Genomic DNA, 17,526 nt, shown 5'->3' with positions numbered 1-17,526 from the left:
ATGACAGCCCCCCGAGACAGAATGACAGAGACGACAGAAGACAAAAAGAGGCAGGGAGACGCTCAACAGGAATGGGAGACGTTGGTCGCGACTTTAAGACGTTATGATGATGCCTATTATGGCAAAGACGCCCCTTTAGTTTCAGATGAAGAATATGATGCGCAGCGCCTACGTCTAGAGCAACTGGAAGCATCGAATCCCACGTTGAGGAAAAAGGGGAAGAGCAAGGGAGGCGAGGCTATCGGGTTTGTGGAGCCAGTGCGAGGGTTTACCAAGCGCCCTCACCACCATCCCATGCTCTCTTTGGAGAATGCTTTTTCCGCTGACGACATGCGCGCCTTTATGGCGCGTCTCAGACGTTACCTACAATTGACTGATGACATGCCCCTTGTCATGCATTGTGAGCCAAAGTTAGACGGCTTGTCTCTTAATCTTCACTATCAGGATGGGGTTCTCCAATGGGCGGCAACGCGTGGGAATGGCGAGGTGGGGGAAGACGTCACGGATAATGTGCGTCATGTGCAAGGCATTGTTTCGACTATTCCCATGAAGGGAGACTCTGTCATTGAAGTGCGGGGAGAGGTCTATATGAATCATAAGGACTTTGTCGCCTTAAATCGTCTATGCGAACAAAAGGGCGATACGCCTTTTGCCAATGCGCGCAATGCGGCGGCAGGCAGTCTACGGCAGTTAGATGCTTCCATCACGTCCGAACGTTCCTTGTCTTTCATGGCCTATGGCTGTGTTGGCTATCCCATGCCGACGCAAAGTGCATGCCTTGGGCTGTTGCGGGATTGGGGTTTTCCCACAGATCATTTAGCGCGTCAATGCGAGTCGTGGGACGATATCGCGACCTCTTATGAAGCCCTTCTTGAGGAGAGGGAAACACTAGGATGGGATATTGATGGTGTTGTTTACAAGGTAGACCATGCCGATTATCAAAGGAGGCTAGGTGTTGTGGGGCGAGCGCCGCGTTGGGCGGTTGCTTGGAAGTTTCCCGCCCAGAGTGGAAGAACGCGTATTGAGGGCATATCGATTCAGGTAGGACGGCATGGCACATTGACTCCTGTTGCCGAATTAGAGCCTGTGCGCATAAGCGGTGTTCTTGTCAAGCGGGCAACCCTTCATAACGCCAACGAGATAAAACGTCTTGACCTCTGTATAGGCGATGACGTCATTGTTCAGCGCGCTGGCGATGTGATTCCTCAGGTGATACGAAAAGCCAAAGATGGACGAGGAAGGCAGACATTTTCTTTTCCCACAGCCTGTCCTGTCTGTGGGAGCGAGGTGGTGCGCCATGACGGGGAAGTGGCGTATTATTGTACGGGTGGCTTATCGTGCGATGCGCAGAGAATGGCATGGATGAAGCATATTGTCTCGAGGGAAGCCTTCGATATCACGGGTCTTGGTGAGCAGCATATTAAAACATTGATGGCAGAGCATATTGTGCATATGCCTGTTGATTTATTCACCTTAGACGCCCATCGCGCTCGCCTCCAAGCGCTAGAGGGATGGGGACAACGTTCGGTGGATAATCTTCTCCATGCTATTGCCAAGAGCAAAGATGTCTCTTTGCCTCGTTTCATCTATGCGTTAGGCATTCCGCAGATAGGGCGTGTCACGGCTGAGCTCTTGGCGAAGCACTATAAGAATGCGCCTCATTGGGTGCGTTCTATGGAACAAGCACAGGATACAAGCCACGAGTCATGGCATGACGTGTGCGCTATTGACGGGGTCGGTGAGTCTATGGCGCGTTCCATTGTTGATTTTGTGCGGACATATGGCGCTATGATTGAGCAGCTCCGCCATGTTTTACGTATCAAAGACTATGAAATCAAGGGGGCTGACATGTCTCTTCCCCTCTATGGAAAGCGTGTCGTGTTGACGGGGGCGTTGCAGGGGATGACTCGGGAGGAAGCAAAATATCGGGTGCAAGAGATGGGCGGTATTGTGGCATCCTCTGTGTCCCATGCGACCGATTATGTCGTGATGGGAGAGAATGCTGGCAGTAAAGCAAAGAAAGCGCATGCTTTAGGCATTAAAATTTTGCGTGAGCAAGAATGGATGCAGCTCTTAAAGGGGCATATTGTGGGTACAGGGGCACGTGACACCGAGCTTCATGAGACGGCAGATGGTTTAGCAAAAGGGCAAGGCACATTGCCTCTCTAGCCATGTTTTGCCGTCTTGGTCGAGGTGGGGCATGACATGGGTTTTTATGGTGGCGTAATAGGCTGTGAGGTAAGATTTTTCTTGGGTCGTGAGCATGGTGTCATCTATGAGGGCGATGTCATAGGGCAGGAGGGTGAGGTTTTTGAGGGTGTGCATGGGATGGGCGTTCTGTGTTGTGGATATTGGCGGGAGGACGAGCATAAGATTCTCGATACGCATGCCATAATGGTGCGCCTTGTAGTAGCCGGGCTCGTTAGAGAAGATCATGCCTGTCATGAGGGGATGTGATGGATGATGTCGGGAGAGAGAAGGGGGAGATTCGTGGACACTGAGCACACTCCCCACGCCATGCCCTGTGCTATGGTCGTAGTTGAGTCCGTGTTGCCATAGATATTGGCGAGCGAGACTATCCAATTGAGTCCCCGTTGTTTTGGGTGGAAAGCGAATGGAGGCGACGGCGATATGTCCCTTGAGAACAAGGGTATAGAGATGTTTTATCTCTTGGGGAGCTGTTCTGTCAGGGCGATGGTTGATGAAGAGCGTGCGCGTCACATCTGTCGTGCCATCGGTATAATGCGCGCCAGAGTCGATGAGGTAGGGGGTATTATCTTTAATGATGGCGCTCTTCTGGCTGTCGGGGATATAGTGCACGATGGCGGCATTTTTCCCGCTGGCAGAGATTGTCGGAAAGCTGGGTTGTTGGAAGGAGGGGTGGCGTTGCCGATATGTGCAGACCATGTGGGCGGCGTGATGTTCGCTGACGCTGTTAGGAGGTTGTTGCTCAAGCCATGCAAAAAATTGCGTCAGGGCAACGGCGTCTCGAATATGGGCTTGGGTGCTCCCGTGAATTTCCGCTGATGTTTTGCATGCCTTGAGGACAAGACATGGGTCATCCGCTTGTATGATGGCACATCCTTGCTCTTGGAGGGTGTGGTGTATCCATGCGGGACATGTGCGGGGGTCGAGGAGGATAGGGTCATCATGGTGACTCCATGTCGTGATGTGGGATGTGAAGGCATGTTCGGGGGCAAGTGTTATGGAGGCTGGCGGGTTGTGGTAGCGTGTTTCATTGAGAAAGAGGGTGGGCTGTCCTTTTGCGTAGAGGATGGCGCGGGCGAGACAAACGGGCATGTGAGGAATGTCGGAGGCGCGTATGTTGAAGAGCCAACATACAGAGGGCGGTGATGTCAGGATGGTCGCATGGCAGTCATGGGTTCTGAGGACAGCTTGGATTTTTTTTATCTTATGGGCTGTGCTATCGCCGCTCACGTCATCGGGGAAAGGTATAATCTTTGTTTGTGGGAGGGGTGGTTTATCCGTCCATAGTCTATCGATGGGATTAGGAGACATGGCATGCATCCGTGCTTGGCATCGCTCTATCATCTTTGTTAATTGGCGCAATTCGTGGGGGCTATGGAGCCATGGGTCATAGCCTATGACGCCATGCGGTTGGAGCGTCTGTTTGAGCCATTGTTGGAGTGTGTCGAGGCTATAGGATTGAATAGAAAAGGTCTCTGTATCCACTTGCTGTTGTGCTTGGAGAGCATAGCGTCCATCGACAAAGAGGCTCGCATGGTCGGACATGATGATTGCCATGCCCGCAGACCCTGTAAAATTCGTCATGAAGGCAAGACGCTGTGATGATTCTGGCAGATATTCATTGAAGAAGGCATCCCTATGGGGGATGATAAAGCCATCAACGCCATGCGCGCTCATGAGCTGGCGCAATCCCGCAAGGCGTTTGCTATAAGGGTTTTTCATGCTGTCTTCCCTTTTCCTTTTCTGTGCCTTTTGTCAGTCGGTCATCAGCCCTTTGCCAGAATATCTTTCTTGACATAGCTGCTGAGAATTTTCTTCTGGCCAGAGTCGAAGATGATATCGAGAATATCGCCGTCAATATCTTGGACAACGCCATATCCGTAGGACGGGTGGCGCACATAGTCGCCTCGTTTCATAGCGGCGTCTTTCTGGTGGTATCGTCTTGTGTTTTGCGTGTGGGGATGGTGTCTTCTTCTTTCTGTTTCATTATGACACGTGATAGCGTCTGAAGGGATAAGGGAAAGAAAGGGTGAGGGGCGGGATGTGACCCATTGTTGGTATATTTGTCGATGGGTGCAGTGTGATATATAGAGGCGTTTTTTTGCCCGTGTGATACCGACATGGGCGAGTCTTCTTTCTTCCTCGATACCCTTGACGGAGTCTTCTTCTAGAGCATTTTTGTGGGGCATGATACCGTCCTCCCACCCGGGCAAGAAGACGACGTCAAATTCCAAGCCTTTAGAGGCATGGAGCGTCATGAGAGAGACTTTGTCGGCATGGTCTTCTTCTTCACTCTCTGTGAGAAGGCTGACATGGTCGATAAATTGGGCGATATTGGCGTAATTTTTTAATGTATTGATGAGCGCTTCGATATTATCCCCTCGACTCTGAGCGGTTATATCACCCTCGTTGTGCCACAGAGCAAGGTAACCAGCATCTTCTAAGATCTGTCGTCCTGCTTCTTGGTGCGGCATGGAGGCAAGCCATTGTCGCCAATTTTTATGGGATTGTAAGAACAGAGAGAGGGCGTGGCCTGTTTTTCCTTTTATCTCGTTCTGTGTGAGGAGGGCTTGGGTCGCTTGCATGCATGAGAGCCCATGGTCTATGGCATAGGATTGTATGATATGTTGTGTTTTATCGCCTACGCCACGCTTTGGCATGTTGATCACATGCAAGAACGCTCTATCATCATGGCTGTGATGTGCTAGACGCCAATAGGCGATAGCGCCGCGGATCTCTTTGCGGTCGAAGAAACGCGTTCCACCGATGATACGGTAATCGATGTGTTCTTGAGAGAAAGCATCTTCGAAGGCGCTGATTTGTGCTGTGACACGGACAAGGACGGCCATGGTCTTGAGGGGAACGCCTTCTTGTCGTAATGCGTTCATGCGTTGGCTCACCATCATGGCTTCTTCCTCGTGGGTATGGCAATGGCAGAGATGGATTTTCTCACCCCGCGCCATATTGGTCCACAAGGTTTTTCCCAGACGTCGGGTATTGCTTTTTATAATACAGGAGGCTGCCGACAAAATATGGGGTGTTGAGCGATAATTTTGCTCGAGACGAATGGTCTTGGCTTGGGGGAAATCTTGTTCGAAACGCAAGATATTGTTGATGTCTGCCCCTCGCCAGCCATAGATGGATTGGTCATCATCGCCCACACAACAGATGTTATGGTGCTTTTGTGCCAGTAGACGTAGCCATAAGTATTGGGCGGTATTGGTATCTTGGTATTCGTCCACAAGGATATGAGAGAAGCGTGACTGCCAGTGGTCCAGAATCTCACCATGATGTTTCCATAGTTGGAGCGTTTGTAGGATCAGGTCGCCGAAATCCATCGCATGGTATGTTCGTAAGGCGTCTTGATATCGGTGATAAAAGCGACAGAGGCGTTTTGTGTAGGTTGCCGTTTGAGAAGGAACGTCCACGTCTTGGGGGCGTAGCCCTTGATTTTTCCACATGTCGATATGTGCGAGGATGGTTTTTGCCGTCAGCTGTTGTCCTTCAGTGGGATGGCTTTTGAGGATGTCTTGCATGATTTTTTTACTTTCCTGTTTGTCGATGATGGCAAAATCCCCTTTCATGTCGAGGACATCCTTGTGCCTCTGGAGTATACGCAAAGAGAGCGCATGAAATGTTCCAGCCCATAGGGCGCGTGTTTTTTCTGCGCCTATGAGAGATGTTATCCGCTCTTTCATTTCCTTTGCGGCTTTATTCGTAAATGTCACAGAGAGTATACGGTGTGGTTGTGCCTTGTTTCTTGCTATAAGATAGGCGATACGGTGGACGAGGACTTTCGTTTTTCCCGTTCCAGCACCAGAGAGGACGAGGAGAGGGCCTGTATCATGGTCAACGGCTTGGCGTTGTGGGGGGTTGAGTGCTTCTAAGAGGTGATGATGTGTTGTCATGGTGATGGGGTTGGGCGCGGTGCTATGATGAAGGTGAGGGGTCGATGGGACTTATCTTATCTATATGGCATATCTATGGCCTTTATTCTTGTATTTACAATGTATGGATGTGGTGGTGCAAACATCCCTCAGCAGAAAGCCGTTCATGCTGATGATGGAGCGGCGACAGGCGCTGAGCAGGCGACAGAGTCTCAGAAAAAGCGTTTTCCCTATTTTGCCTCTTTGCGTCATCAGCAAGTCAATCTTCGCGCTGGTCCCTCGAAGGACTATCCTATCAAATGGACGTATGTCAGGTCGTTTGTTCCTGTGGAGGTTCTTGCGTCCTATAAGGACTGGCGTCAGGTGCGGGATTGGGATGGCAAGGAAGGTTGGCTTCATCGTCGCATGTTGACACGTCAGCGTAGTATTATTCTCCTTTTGCCTGTGCAAAACCTTTACCGAGAACCTTTTTTCCATGCGCGAGTCATTGCGCGCGTGGAGGGTGGTCTTTTTGCGCTTCTCCATGCGTGTCAGCAAGACTGGTGTCGCATCGAAGTCGGTGGGTATGACGGCTGGTTGCATCGGGATAGGAGGCGCATGGGGTTTTGGGGTGTCTATGACAATGAAATTGTCGACTAGAGGGACGTAAGAAATTGCATACACTATGACAGAAAATGTCACTATGACGTGACGTGGTGGTGTTAAGCCACGAGGACGTCTCATAACAGGAGGGAAGAGCTCAATGAACACGATGTCGCCACACGCCTTTCATCGTTTGGGAGGCCAGCATCGCCCCTTCCTTATCAAGGAAGACCGTCAAGGACGCTTCCATGTGAAGCGTTATGGGCTCATAGGGCGTTTTAAGGTGGCGTTACGGCAGCGTTTAGGCATGTCGTCTAGCAACGACTCTCTCAAGACACATCATCACTTTTCCCGTTTTTTGAGAGCGCATTACGGCGAGCGTCTTGCTGGCGAGGCGCTCCAAGAAGCAAATGTGTCCCATCCAACCTATAAACATTTGACGTTGCATCAGGCGCGTCAAGCCTTGTCCTACGCCCAGAGCCATCGCTTTCAGAATATCGTTTATCATCGGGAACAGGTAGGAAAAATCATCCCTTCCACCCCCGAGCAATCCCCTCATTATAGGTTACTGGTTGCTGCGTGCGCGACGATGACACCTCCTGTAGAGCCACAGAAATTGACGTCATCACAATGGGCTTATGTCAGGGCGTCGCTGGCGCGTTGTCTTAATATGGAGGGTCATCATGGCAAGGTGCGTGTCTCTGATGACAGGGCTATTATTTTGGCGTCTCGCATGATGGCCCAAGCCCATGCGTTAGGTGGAGAGGCATGTGAGCTTATCAATGGCATGCGTGATTCCCTCCATCGATGTTCAGCGGACATTTTTTGCGCTATGGAGAGTGGCGACATCAGTGCCGTCACACGAGACATGGGCCACTTTGATGCTCAGCTCCAAGCGCTCAAGGCGCAAGAGATGAAGGCGTTAGCGCCCGATGCATCAAAACACATAGAAGCCTTTTATCATAGCGACACAGGCGCGCCCCATGCCCTCATGGCGTGTTTAGAGGATAGCGTGACCGCGCAAAAACACGACAATTTTTACTTTGCTCAGATGGAAATGCACCTAGCGCAAAGTGCGTTTCCAGATGCTTTTCAGCATGCGATGGCACAGATAAGGCGCTCAGGGATGATGTCATCTTTACATCCGGGCGCCGAACAGACATTGCAACGTTGCGAGGCGATGATGGTGCGTATGCGCGCGCATATCGAACAGCAAATCTATGCTCTGATGGGTAAGGATGACCCACGTCTTGCTGGTATGCAGGCGCGTTTTGTTCAAGAATCTCTCGATAAGGGATTGGACCATGTGAGGAAAGGGTTGACTGTACCGAACAATGTTGCTTTAGGAGAAAACGGGCAAGATAAAAGGAAGAGCCTCGAAACATTGACCTTCATGCAGAAGGGCATTGAAGCAGCGATGAGTCAGGATAAGGCAGTGCTCGCCCTCCAAAAAGCCAAGGACGTAGAAAAGGAGGTTTCTCGCCGAGATGACGCCAGCATACCGCGTATCAGGCAAGTGAGACAGCAGACACAAGCCGTCTACCAAGAATTGTTGGCATCTCAAGGCCCTTACATGCGTCTTCTCAATACCATGCATGACATGAGGCAGGCGCTGGCCGCAAGGAAGCCTCAATCCTCAGTCCATCGCCAGAGCATCGAGCGCGATGTAGAAGCGCTCGATACCCTCTTAGACATGTATGACCCACATAAGGCGCATGCCATTCCTCAAGGAAGCAAGCCCCAATGGCAGGAGGACACATTGGTGTTCGTCACCACAAAAACATCTATGACACCAGAGCAAAAGGCATTCATTCAAAAGTTTGTCACGCCCCCTCCTTCTCGTAAAGCATGGGACCATGATGGGCGTGTCTCGAAACAATTTGCCGCAGACCTTGTTCGTCAAACGATTCTCCTTGACGATAAGGGAGAGAAAAAAGATTTATGCTCGCCACAAGATGTGCAAAAAGCCTTTCCTCACGGCTTGACGAAACTGACGACCGATGCCATCGACCAGTTAGAAGCCTATGTAGGCAACAAGGAGGATACGTTCTTTATATCGGAGTTACTCAATCAAACATTGGGAAATGCTGCGACGGGTGCTATGCAAAATGGAAAAAACGGCGTCTTAGTGTCTAAACTCAGTGGGCAAGGGATTAATTTTGCGCAAGTTATTGAGGATGAAGCAACCTCTCTCCAGAAGAGAGAAGATGGCGGTTTTTCCATTGATTATGAGGCGGCGTTTAAAATCCGTGCTTTGTCCAGCGAAGAGGGTACCCAAGAGGTGCGCGATAATTCCCGCTATCGCATTGCGTATCGCGTGGACATTTCGCCAGAGGAGCTCGCTCAGAAGCGTTTTACGTTACGGGAGCCTCAATTATCTTTCCATGTTGCCCTCTAGGGGCGCATGCGCCCCCCTATGCGTGCGACACTTTTTTCCCAAGCCTCAGGTGATACAAAGGGCTTAAAACAGCTCATCGACCATTGCCACCATTTTTGCCTCTGTTATGGCATGTCTTTGCGTGATATGTCCCATGTCCTTGTCATTTGTGATGAGATCGCATCCAACATTGTCCATCATGGCTATCATGGGCATAAGAGGCCATGTCTTGCTGTGATAACGTTGACGATGTCCATGCGTGATTGTTTTCTACGGATATGTTTTGAGGATAACGCCCCTCCCTTTAATCCCTTACGCCATAACCCATGCAAGCCAGCCAATGAGAAAGGCGGTTTTGGCTTATCTCTTGTGAAGGCGTTTGTTCATCGTATGCATTATTATCGTGATGGTGGGCATAATATCCTCACCATGATAAAACGCTTGGATGTGCTTCCTGTCAATGGCGAAAAAAGCGTTGCCCGCTCATGACCATGGCCATATGGTGCGTATTGGCGGCGTCTATGGACTCTTGATCTTTGCGTGACCCGCCGGGTTGCATGACAGCACAGACGTGGTCTCGCGCCATCATGTTGACACTATCAGGGAAGGGAAAGAAGGCGTCAGAGGCGGCGACAATGGGGTCTCCTTGTTGTTGTGCGTGGCGGCGCAAAGGCGCGCTTTTTGTGCTGGCGATGTGGACCGAGTCGAGGCGGCTCATTTGTCCGGCGCCGATACCGATGGTGGCGCGCATGCTTGCATAGACGATGGCATTGGACGCCACATGTTTGCAGACTTTCATGGCAAAGAGCATATCGTCCCATTCTTGCTGTGAGGGCTGTTTTTTTGTTGGGCAGAGCATAGACTCGATGGGGGGTATGGCGCTCTCATCATAATGCTGAACGAGGAGGTCGCCTTCGATACAGCGCACATCCCATTGTTGTCTGGCGTCTGTTCTATGTTGACGGCTATGGTAGGGTGTGAAGAGCTGTGCGCATGTGATGATACGTAGAGTCTTTTTGTGCGCCATCGCTTTTTTGGCGGTATCGGTGAGAGAGGGGGCGACAATGACGTCTAAAAAAACATCTCGCAAGGCATGGGCGATGTCGTCATCGAGGGGACGATTGATGGCGACGATACCACCGAAGGCGCTTTGGGGGTCACATCGGTAGGCGTTGTGCCATGCATGCGTTATTGTGTCTTGTGCCAAGGCGACGCCACATGGATTTGCATGTTTGATGATGACACAGCAAGGCTCTGTGAATTCGCGTATGAGGCGTAGGGCAGCCGCTGTATCATTGAGGTTATTCCACGAGAGTTCTTTTCCTTGATGGAGTGTCCCTTGGGCGAGGGATGCTACGCCATGGGGCTTGTATCGTTGATAGAATGCCGCCTGTTGTTGAGGATTTTCGCCATAGCGCAGGGCGTGTTTTTTAGTCGCGGTGATGGTGATATAGGGTGGCATGCTGTCTGTCTCTTTTTGGTGAGTGCTGGCTGAGGCAAACCAATCGGCAATGGTGGCGTCATAATGGGCGGTGAGGGCAAACGCTTGGGCGCTTAAGGTGTGGCGTAGGGCGATGTCTGTTCCGTTGTCATGGCGTTCCATGCTTTTTTGGAGCAAGGCGTAATGACGTGGGTGGGTGGCGACGGCGATGGCGTGATAATTCTTTGCGGCGGCGCGTATAAGGGTGGGGCCGCCAATATCGATGGCGTCTAGCCATGCCTCATGAGCATCTTCATGCGCCTTGTCATGCGTTCCGTCACGGGCAACAAGGTCGAGGAAGGGATAGAGATTGACGACAACGAGGTCGAAGGGGAGGATATGGCGTTTGCGGAGTGTCTCTTGATGGGGGGCATATCCTTTTTTTGCCAAGAGGCCAGCGTGGATATGGGGATGCAGGGTTTTCACCCGTCCATCGAGAATTTCGGGGAAGCCTGTTATCTCTTCTATGGTGCTGACATTCACCCCTTCTTTTTTGAGGAGCGCATGCGTGCCTCCTGTAGAGACGAGCGACACTTTTTTCTCTTGGAGGAAACGGGCAAACGCAACGATACCATCTTTATTATAGACGGAGAGGAGAGCCCGCTTTATGGGAACAACGGACATGGACATAACAGGCGGGGGAACAACAGACGGGGGAGGGAGTGTGCGTGTGTCCACATATTATATTGTGTCGCCACATACCGCCATAAAAATTGTTATGGCCCGCCGGGCTGTGTATTGGGGAGCGATGCCCGACTAGAGAGGAGCTGTTCCCAGAAACTGAGCTCACGGCCGCTGGCGGGTGTCTTACGTAGTTGCGCTGCCACATCGTAGGTCTGTTCTTTAGAATATAGATAGATATTTTGTAGGACACCATCATCATCGAAGGAAAATTCGAGGGTGCGCTGGTCTACGACATTCTCTCCAAAAAACGCCAGAGAACTTGTTTTTTTATAGATATAAAACCATCGATTTTCGGTGAAGAGAGGCGTATGGGAAGGCGTCCCTAATAACGTGCGCACATCGTCACGGGAAGAGACGCCGGGCTTTATCTTTGTCATTTTTTGTGGGCTAGGCAATTGGCCTGTGACACGCACATGGCCTGCGCATGCGCTGACGAGCGCCATCGCCATGGTCATGGCAACGAAGGAAGAGAGGAGGCGGTGAGGGTGATACCAGACAGGATGTTTCATCGTCAACATGATGGAAGGGGAAGCAAATCCTCAAGCAATAGGTTGTATAGTCGTATATAACCATATGATAAGGGCAAAGCAAGGGAAGAATTGTCCCCGTAGCTCAGATGGATAGAGCGACAGCCTCCTAAGCCGTAGGTCGCAGGTTCGAATCCTGTCGGGGACGCTTGTTTTTTTGCGCGTCACGTCCTATAGTGAGGGGGGCTATAGTGAGGAGGGGACATTCCATTGTGGCTTGGTGTAAGGAGCGAGAGATGAAGATACAAGGAAGCATCGTGATAGGTGGGGCGATGGCACTTTTTATGGCGGGAACGGGTTTTGGTTTTGCCTTAGGTATTTTTTTCTTTCCCTTCTTATTTCCTCAGGCGATGGAGATAGAAGAGCCTCTCTCTTCGCCCTATGGCGAGGGGATGCCTTCCCATAAATCCTCCCGTGAACCCTCTCAGGCACAGATGGCGGACGAGCCTCCGTCCACAACAGCGCAGACGCCATCATCACCCCCATCATCCATGCCTTCTGATAGGGAAGTGGCACAAGGGACGTTTATCCATGTCAATAAATGGGATCTTGTCCATTGGGGAAAAGGCGATGTCGTTGTCTACGAAGATAAAGTCGTTATGGCAGAGGATTTCGAAGTGGGCCCGGGCCCAAAATACCATGTGTATCTCTCGAAGGCAGAACAGATAGAGGGGGCGAGCGATGTGGAGGACAATCCTTTCGTTGATTTAGGGCGTTTGCGTCGTTTTAAAGGCATGCAGAGTTACCAGATTCCTTCCTCTGTGTCTTTACTCGAGCAAGGCTATCGCCATGTCGTCATTTGGTGCGAGGCCTTTGGTGTCCTTATTTCTCCCGCTCTTTTGCGTTTTGATGACGGGGTGTAAGGCATTGATGGCGTGTCTCTTGTTTGAGATGGGCGCGGAGGCTTTCTAGCATATGGTGCTGTGTTGGTCGTTTGGCGCAATGAATGGCTTTGAAGGCGAGCGGGCGTAGGATGGTGGCGGTGCTGTCGTTCAAGGCAAAGGCATGGAGGGACGTCATCCATTGGGCGGGGATGTCTTCTTTAGCGAGGGTGACTTTAAAGAGGGCGGCGGTGCGCGCTGAGAAGAAGAGGACGGCATCGATGGCGTTGTGGCATAGGGCGTCTTTCACCGCATGTGGGAGGGTTGTTCGTGGGACAGCCTGATAGAGTGGTATACTATGAATGGTGAAGCCATAGTCGGTGAGCATGCGGGTTGTTTTGTCGGCATGGACGGTGGCGCATGGGTGATAGAGGCTTCCCGCGTCTGGTGTCATGTGACGTAATGCCTGTTGTAGGAGGCTGGTGCGCCTCCCGTCACCAGAGGTGACGGGGGTGAATCCGTGGCGTTTGGCTCTATGGGCGCTATGAGGTCCTATGGTGAGGGAAGGAAGACGTTTTTTTGTGCGTCTTATGAGCGCCTCGACTCCATAAGCGCTCGTAAAGAGGCAAGCCTGGGCCGTTGCGGGGATAGAAGAAAAGGGGAGTGTCGGGTCGAAGACAATATCCATCATAGGGGCATGGAGACTATGAATGTTTTCTTGGGCGAGGATATGGGCGAGATGTTGACTATCCTCTATGGGGCGGGTGAGTAAGACATGATAGGGCATGGCGAGGATATGGACGTAGCGTGATAGGATTTACGTGATGTCTTGTAGGTAACGTTGGGCAAAGGTTTTTCCTGCTGTTTGGCGTAATTGTGTGCCAATATGGTGTCCTAGCCTTTGTCCATCTGAGAGGGTGGCGGGACATGTGCCATCCAATTGCCAAGATAGAGCGCCTGTTTCATCGCCAAGAAAGGCGCGCACACAGAGCATGGCGCGTTCCTTATGCTGTCGAGTGATGGTCGCATGGACGCCTATGGGGGCGTGGCATGATGCGCCGACGCCACGTAGGACAGCGAATTCGGTCTGAGCGCACAGGGACGATTCTTCGTCATTGAGGGGCGCTAACAAACAGCGCGTGTCTTTATCATCATGGCGACAGACAACGGCAAGGATTCCTTGCCCTGCAGCGGGGAGCATGTCGTCTTTTGCAATGGGTAGGGTGATGTGATGGTCCATGCGTAGGCGTTTGAGTCCGGCGGTGGCAAGGATAATCCCGTCGATGGGCTCACCTTGTCCTGTGAGGTGACGAAGACGGCTATCGATATTGCCAGTGATAGGAAGAATGGTGCTATGGGGAAGCACATGCTGTAATTGCGCTTTACGCCTGAGGGAGGACGTTCCTAAACGTATGGGCGTTGATGGGGGAAAGAAGGGGCGTATGTCGCGTAGACGTGGTATTGTGCCTTTGAGCCTTGCATGCATGGGTGGGGCCATGAGCAAGGCATCGCTGGCATCTTCTCGTGGGAGAAAACAGGCAATCACCAATGGTGGCTCAAGCCGTGCGGGCATATCTTTGAGGGAATGAACAGCGCAATCAATGCTGTGGGCGATGACGGCGTCATTGAGGGTTTTTGTGAAACGCGCTTTTGGCATTGATGGGGAGAGGGTCGAACGCATGGTCGTCACAGTACAACGTCCCTGCATGTGGGGCTGTTGGCTGTAGAGCCTCTCTAAAAAGAGGCGTGTTTGTGCGCGCGCAAGGAGTGAGCGACGGCTGGCGATACGCAATAATGGTTGGGCTGGCTGTGGCGTCATGGCATGGGGAGAAACAGAGGACTTATGGAACACAAGCTCGTCTTAGGCATTGAGAGCAGCTGTGATGAAACCGCTGTCGCCCTCGTTCGCAGTGACGGCACTGTCATAGAGGACATTGTCCATACCCAGCAAGACCATATGTCGTGGGGTGGCGTTGTTCCAGAGGTAGCAGCGCGGGCGCATGTGCGCATATTGCCTCGCCTTGTAGGCATGCTGTTTGCCAAGACAGGCCTTTCTGTCGCCAGTATAGATGCCGTTGCCGCCACATGTGGACCGGGCCTCATCGGTGGTCTCATCGTTGGTATGTCCTATGGTAAAGCACTTGCTGTGTCGGCGGGCAAGCCCTTTTTTGCCATCAATCACCTCATCGCGCATGCGCTCTCGCCGCGTCTGATAGCGCCTTGCCCTTTTCCCTATTTGTTGCTTCTTGTGTCTGGCGGACATTGTCAGCTGCTACGCGTCTCTGGCGTTGATGCCTATCACCTTTATGGCACAACCCAAGATGATGCTGTGGGTGAGGCGTTTGATAAGATCGGACGTATGTTAGAATTACCATGGCCCTACGCGCCCCATGTCGAGAAGATAGCACAGGGAGGCAATCCCCATGCCCTCACGCTTCCACGTCCCATGCGAGGAACGCCCCATTGCCACTTTTCCTTTTCTGGCATTAAAACAGCGGTCTCGCGCCATATCATATCCCTTGCCTCCCCCTTGACAGACGCGCAAAAAGCCGACATCGCCGCCAGTTTTCAACATGCTATCATCGATATCTTATGTGAGCGCACCCATAACGCCATGAGGCTGATGGGACAGCATTGTCGTGACATAGAAGAAGGCGGGGAAGAAGGCGGGGAAGAAGGCGGGGAAGAAGGCGGGACGTCTCTCTTGGTCGTTGCTGGCGGTGTCGCCGCCAATGGCGCGCTCCGCCAAGCCATAGACACGCTGTCAACGCGCAATGGCTTTCGATGCATGATTCCACCGCCATCCCTCTGCACTGACAATGCGGCTATGGTGGCATGGGTGGGATGTGACTATATCAACCATTATGGTCTTGAGGCGTGTCGTCGTTTTGATAAGCCTGTTCCTCGCCCACGCTGGCCTTTGGACGAGTCGCTTTAATGCCTCAATGCCTTTTTGTGTCATATTGCTTGGCACTGATACGGGGTTAGGCGACACACATGTGATAAGGAAAAGCCTCAGAGCGCAGAGCGCAAAGGGGCTATGGTCATCAAGGAGTCATCATGGGAGAATGGGCTGGATAAAAAGAGTACGTTTTCTTCCTTTTCGCACGCAATTGATGTTGCTCTTGCTCTCGGTGTCGGTGCCGCCTTTGGTGCTTCTGACGTTGATCGACGTTTGGACATTGGGCAATTTTGCCGACACCATCGCCATGCGCTTTCAACTCTCTATGGAGCAGTTACGCCAAGAGGCGCGTGTCTTGCGTTCCTTGATTATCATTGATTTATTGGGCGCGATGGCGATCGCTATGATCGTTGTAGGATTGGCTGGTTGGTGGGTTGGGCGTTTGGATAGGCGTATCCGTCCATTGATTGATATGGTGCAGAGGGCGGGGCGGGGCGATTTGCATGTGGATAGGCATGTCATGGACTCGTATGGGGTAGGGCGAGGGAGTCAGGAGTCTTCTCGTCCGTTGCGCGATGGATTGAGTTTATTGGGACGTTCTCTTGTGAAGATGGTCGAAGCGTTACGTCAGCATGAGCGTTTAGTGTCTTCCTTATCCCTTGCCCGTAACGTCCACCATTCTCTTCTGCCAGCCATGCCATGTCGGGTTGGCGATTACCATGTGGCGGCGCGTTCTGACTCTTGTGATTTTTTAGGTGGTGACTACTACGATATTGTCGGTCATATGGCGGTCATTGCCGATATTTGTGGGCATGGGGCGGGTGCTGCTCTCCTTGCTTCCCGCACGCAAGGGTTGCTCCGTTCGGTGCATCATGGCAAGGAAGAGGACGTGATGGGAAGTGTCAACCGACATTTATGCGAGGATGTGAAGGACTTTACGTTCTTATCGATGATGGCGGTGTTCTTAGAGGAGTCGCATGTGACCTATTGCAATGCTGGACATCCTCCCGCTCTTCTCTATCGAGGGCGTTATGACGAGGCGCTATGGCTTGAAGGGGAAGACCTTTTGGTGGGTGTGCGTCCTGATTGGCAGTATCGCTACCATGCGTTGCCGCCTATGACACAAGATGATGTTCTTGTGCTTGTAACTGATGGCGTCTATGAAGCAAAAAATAAGAAAGGCGCTTTCTATGGGCGTAAAAATCTTTTGGCATGTGTGCGGGAGCATGCCCGCCATGATGTTATGGCGCTACAACAGAGCCTCTTTCAGAGCATTAAAGGCTATCAAGGCGAGCAAGAAGATGACATCACCCTCATGGTTATAAGGCGCGTTTGAGGAATTGGGCTGTGTCGCTCTTCTTATGACGGCATAGCTCTTCAGGCGTGCCGGTGGCGATGATATGGCCACCTCCTTCCCCTCCCTCGGGCCCCATATCGATAATCCAATCTGCCGTTTTGATGACATCGATGTTATGCTCGATGACGATGACGGTATTGCCTTGGTCTGTGAGGCGGTGGAGGACGTCGAGGAGCTTGCGTATATCTTCAAAGTGCAATCCTGTGGTGGGTTCATCGAGAATATAGAGGGTGTTGCCTGTTTGTGTTTTAGCGAGTTCTCGTGCCAGTTTGATACGTTGGGATTCGCCACCAGAGAGAGTCGTTGCTTGCTGTCCTAATTGGACATACCCTAGTCCGACATCCATGAGTGTGCGTAGTCGTGTTTTGATAGGGGGGATTGCTTTAAAGAAATCGAGGGCTTCTTCCACTGTCATATTGAGGATGTCTGCGATTGTCTTGCCTCGATAGAGCACTTCGAGGGTTTCATGGTTGTAGCGGCGCCCTTTGCATGCTTCGCACTGAATGAAGACATCAGGCATGAAGTGCATTTCGATTCTGATAACGCCATCTCCCTTACAATGTTCACATCGCCCCCCCGCCACGTTGAAAGAGAATCGCCCTGCATTGTAGCCGCGTGTTTTTGACTCTGGGAGATTGGCGAACCATTGGCGTATGAACGTAAATGTGCCGGTATATGTGGCGGGATTGGAGCGAGGCGTG

The 17,526-nt window shown here is 51.7% G+C and carries 14 protein-coding genes and 1 tRNA gene; 8 read left to right on the top strand and 7 right to left on the bottom strand.

Going from position 1 to position 17,526, the window contains the following annotated elements:
- Nucleotides 1-2,169, top strand: a complete 2,169-nt coding sequence (gene ligA / locus GDA54_05345) for an NAD-dependent DNA ligase LigA (protein ID MBC6497726.1) — start codon at nucleotides 1-3, stop codon at nucleotides 2,167-2,169.
- Here the strand turns inward: ligA and GDA54_05340 are convergent.
- Nucleotides 2,137-3,930 (bottom strand): aminopeptidase P family protein, encoded by a 1,794-nt coding sequence (locus GDA54_05340; protein ID MBC6497725.1) that lies wholly within the window; start codon nucleotides 3,928-3,930, stop codon nucleotides 2,137-2,139. The genes ligA and GDA54_05340 overlap by 33 nt on opposite strands.
- Nucleotides 3,931-3,974: 44 nt before the next feature.
- The gene (locus GDA54_05335) at nucleotides 3,975-6,116 is read right to left on the bottom strand and encodes a UvrD-helicase domain-containing protein (GenBank protein MBC6497724.1); all 2,142 of its coding nucleotides are present in this window, start codon (nucleotides 6,114-6,116) and stop codon (nucleotides 3,975-3,977) included.
- Between the two features lie 75 nt (nucleotides 6,117-6,191).
- On the opposite strand from GDA54_05335, the gene GDA54_05330 reads away from it, so the two are divergent.
- The 3 genes from GDA54_05330 (at nucleotide 6,192) to GDA54_05320 (ending at nucleotide 9,543) form a co-directional block, all read left to right on the top strand.
- The gene (locus GDA54_05330) at nucleotides 6,192-6,734 is read left to right on the top strand and encodes an SH3 domain-containing protein (protein MBC6497723.1); all 543 of its coding nucleotides are present in this window, start codon (nucleotides 6,192-6,194) and stop codon (nucleotides 6,732-6,734) included.
- Between the two features lie 103 nt (nucleotides 6,735-6,837).
- Nucleotides 6,838-9,075 (top strand): hypothetical protein, encoded by a 2,238-nt coding sequence (locus GDA54_05325; protein ID MBC6497722.1) that lies wholly within the window; start codon nucleotides 6,838-6,840, stop codon nucleotides 9,073-9,075.
- An 18-nt stretch (nucleotides 9,076-9,093) separates the two neighbouring features.
- Nucleotides 9,094-9,543 carry an ATP-binding protein gene (locus GDA54_05320; protein MBC6497721.1) on the top strand — a complete coding sequence of 150 codons (450 nt, stop codon included), beginning with the start codon at nucleotides 9,094-9,096 and terminating at the stop codon, nucleotides 9,541-9,543.
- Here the strand turns inward: GDA54_05320 and purH are convergent.
- Together purH and GDA54_05310 are read right to left on the bottom strand one after the other, a co-directional pair.
- A complete protein-coding gene (purH, locus tag GDA54_05315; protein MBC6497720.1) occupies nucleotides 9,512-11,212 on the bottom strand; it encodes a bifunctional phosphoribosylaminoimidazolecarboxamide formyltransferase/IMP cyclohydrolase in 1,701 nt (566 codons plus the stop codon). The genes GDA54_05320 and purH overlap by 32 nt on opposite strands.
- Before the next feature lie 38 nt (nucleotides 11,213-11,250).
- Entirely contained in the window at nucleotides 11,251-11,736 is a 486-nt protein-coding gene (locus tag GDA54_05310; protein MBC6497719.1) for an outer membrane protein assembly factor BamE, read from the bottom strand.
- An 83-nt stretch (nucleotides 11,737-11,819) separates the two neighbouring features.
- On the opposite strand from GDA54_05310, the gene GDA54_05305 reads away from it, so the two are divergent.
- Nucleotides 11,820-11,893 (top strand) — tRNA-Arg (locus tag GDA54_05305).
- Nucleotides 11,894-11,981: 88 nt separating this feature from the next.
- Complete coding sequence (locus tag GDA54_05300; GenBank protein ID MBC6497718.1) at nucleotides 11,982-12,608, top strand: DM13 domain-containing protein; 627 nt, start codon at nucleotides 11,982-11,984, stop codon at nucleotides 12,606-12,608.
- On the opposite strand, the gene GDA54_05295 is transcribed toward GDA54_05300, so the two are convergent.
- Nucleotides 12,568-13,353, bottom strand: a complete 786-nt coding sequence (locus GDA54_05295) for a uroporphyrinogen-III synthase (protein ID MBC6497717.1) — start codon at nucleotides 13,351-13,353, stop codon at nucleotides 12,568-12,570. The two genes, GDA54_05300 and GDA54_05295, sit on opposite strands and share 41 nt — an antisense overlap.
- A 30-nt stretch (nucleotides 13,354-13,383) precedes the next feature.
- Entirely contained in the window at nucleotides 13,384-14,418 is a 1,035-nt protein-coding gene (gene hemC / locus GDA54_05290) for a hydroxymethylbilane synthase (protein MBC6497716.1), read from the bottom strand.
- On the opposite strand from hemC, the gene tsaD reads away from it, so the two are divergent.
- Both tsaD and GDA54_05280 read left to right on the top strand, forming a co-directional pair.
- On the top strand, nucleotides 14,410-15,504 hold the full coding sequence (gene tsaD / locus GDA54_05285) for a tRNA (adenosine(37)-N6)-threonylcarbamoyltransferase complex transferase subunit TsaD (protein MBC6497715.1): 1,095 nt from the start codon (nucleotides 14,410-14,412) through the stop codon (nucleotides 15,502-15,504). The two genes, hemC and tsaD, sit on opposite strands and share 9 nt — an antisense overlap.
- Nucleotides 15,431-16,804, top strand: coding sequence for a serine/threonine-protein phosphatase (locus GDA54_05280; protein MBC6497714.1), 1,374 nt, complete (start codon nucleotides 15,431-15,433; stop codon nucleotides 16,802-16,804). The genes tsaD and GDA54_05280 overlap by 74 nt, the downstream gene beginning before the upstream one ends.
- Here the strand turns inward: GDA54_05280 and GDA54_05275 are convergent.
- Nucleotides 16,788-17,526, bottom strand: a 739-nt coding sequence (locus GDA54_05275; protein ID MBC6497713.1) for an ATP-binding cassette domain-containing protein, incomplete at its 5' end; no start/stop codon positions are given. The two genes, GDA54_05280 and GDA54_05275, sit on opposite strands and share 17 nt — an antisense overlap.

This window comes from Alphaproteobacteria bacterium GM7ARS4, from assembly GCA_014332745.1.
Taxonomy (GTDB): Bacteria; Pseudomonadota; Alphaproteobacteria; order GM7ARS4; family GM7ARS4; genus GM7ARS4.
The sequence above is the reverse complement of the archived record's forward strand: the minus strand, read 5'-3'. Positions and strand labels throughout refer to the sequence as shown.

Excerpts from the sequence above, each read along its gene's own strand:
- ligA (MBC6497726.1), top strand. The coding sequence starts at position 1 with ATGACAGCCCCCCGAGACAGAATGACAGAGACGACAGAAGACAAAAAG.
- GDA54_05340 (MBC6497725.1), bottom strand. The coding sequence starts at position 3,930 with ATGAAAAACCCTTATAGCAAACGCCTTGCGGGATTGCGCCAGCTCATG.
- GDA54_05335 (MBC6497724.1), bottom strand. The coding sequence starts at position 6,116 with ATGACAACACATCATCACCTCTTAGAAGCACTCAACCCCCCACAACGC.
- GDA54_05330 (MBC6497723.1), top strand. The coding sequence starts at position 6,192 with ATGGCCTTTATTCTTGTATTTACAATGTATGGATGTGGTGGTGCAAAC.
- GDA54_05325 (MBC6497722.1), top strand. The coding sequence starts at position 6,838 with ATGAACACGATGTCGCCACACGCCTTTCATCGTTTGGGAGGCCAGCAT.
- GDA54_05320 (MBC6497721.1), top strand. The coding sequence starts at position 9,094 with ATGCGTGCGACACTTTTTTCCCAAGCCTCAGGTGATACAAAGGGCTTA.
- GDA54_05310 (MBC6497719.1), bottom strand. The coding sequence starts at position 11,736 with ATGTTGACGATGAAACATCCTGTCTGGTATCACCCTCACCGCCTCCTC.
- GDA54_05300 (MBC6497718.1), top strand. The coding sequence starts at position 11,982 with ATGAAGATACAAGGAAGCATCGTGATAGGTGGGGCGATGGCACTTTTT.
- GDA54_05295 (MBC6497717.1), bottom strand. The coding sequence starts at position 13,353 with ATGCCCTATCATGTCTTACTCACCCGCCCCATAGAGGATAGTCAACAT.
- tsaD (MBC6497715.1), top strand. The coding sequence starts at position 14,410 with ATGGAACACAAGCTCGTCTTAGGCATTGAGAGCAGCTGTGATGAAACC.
- GDA54_05280 (MBC6497714.1), top strand. The coding sequence starts at position 15,431 with ATGGTCTTGAGGCGTGTCGTCGTTTTGATAAGCCTGTTCCTCGCCCAC.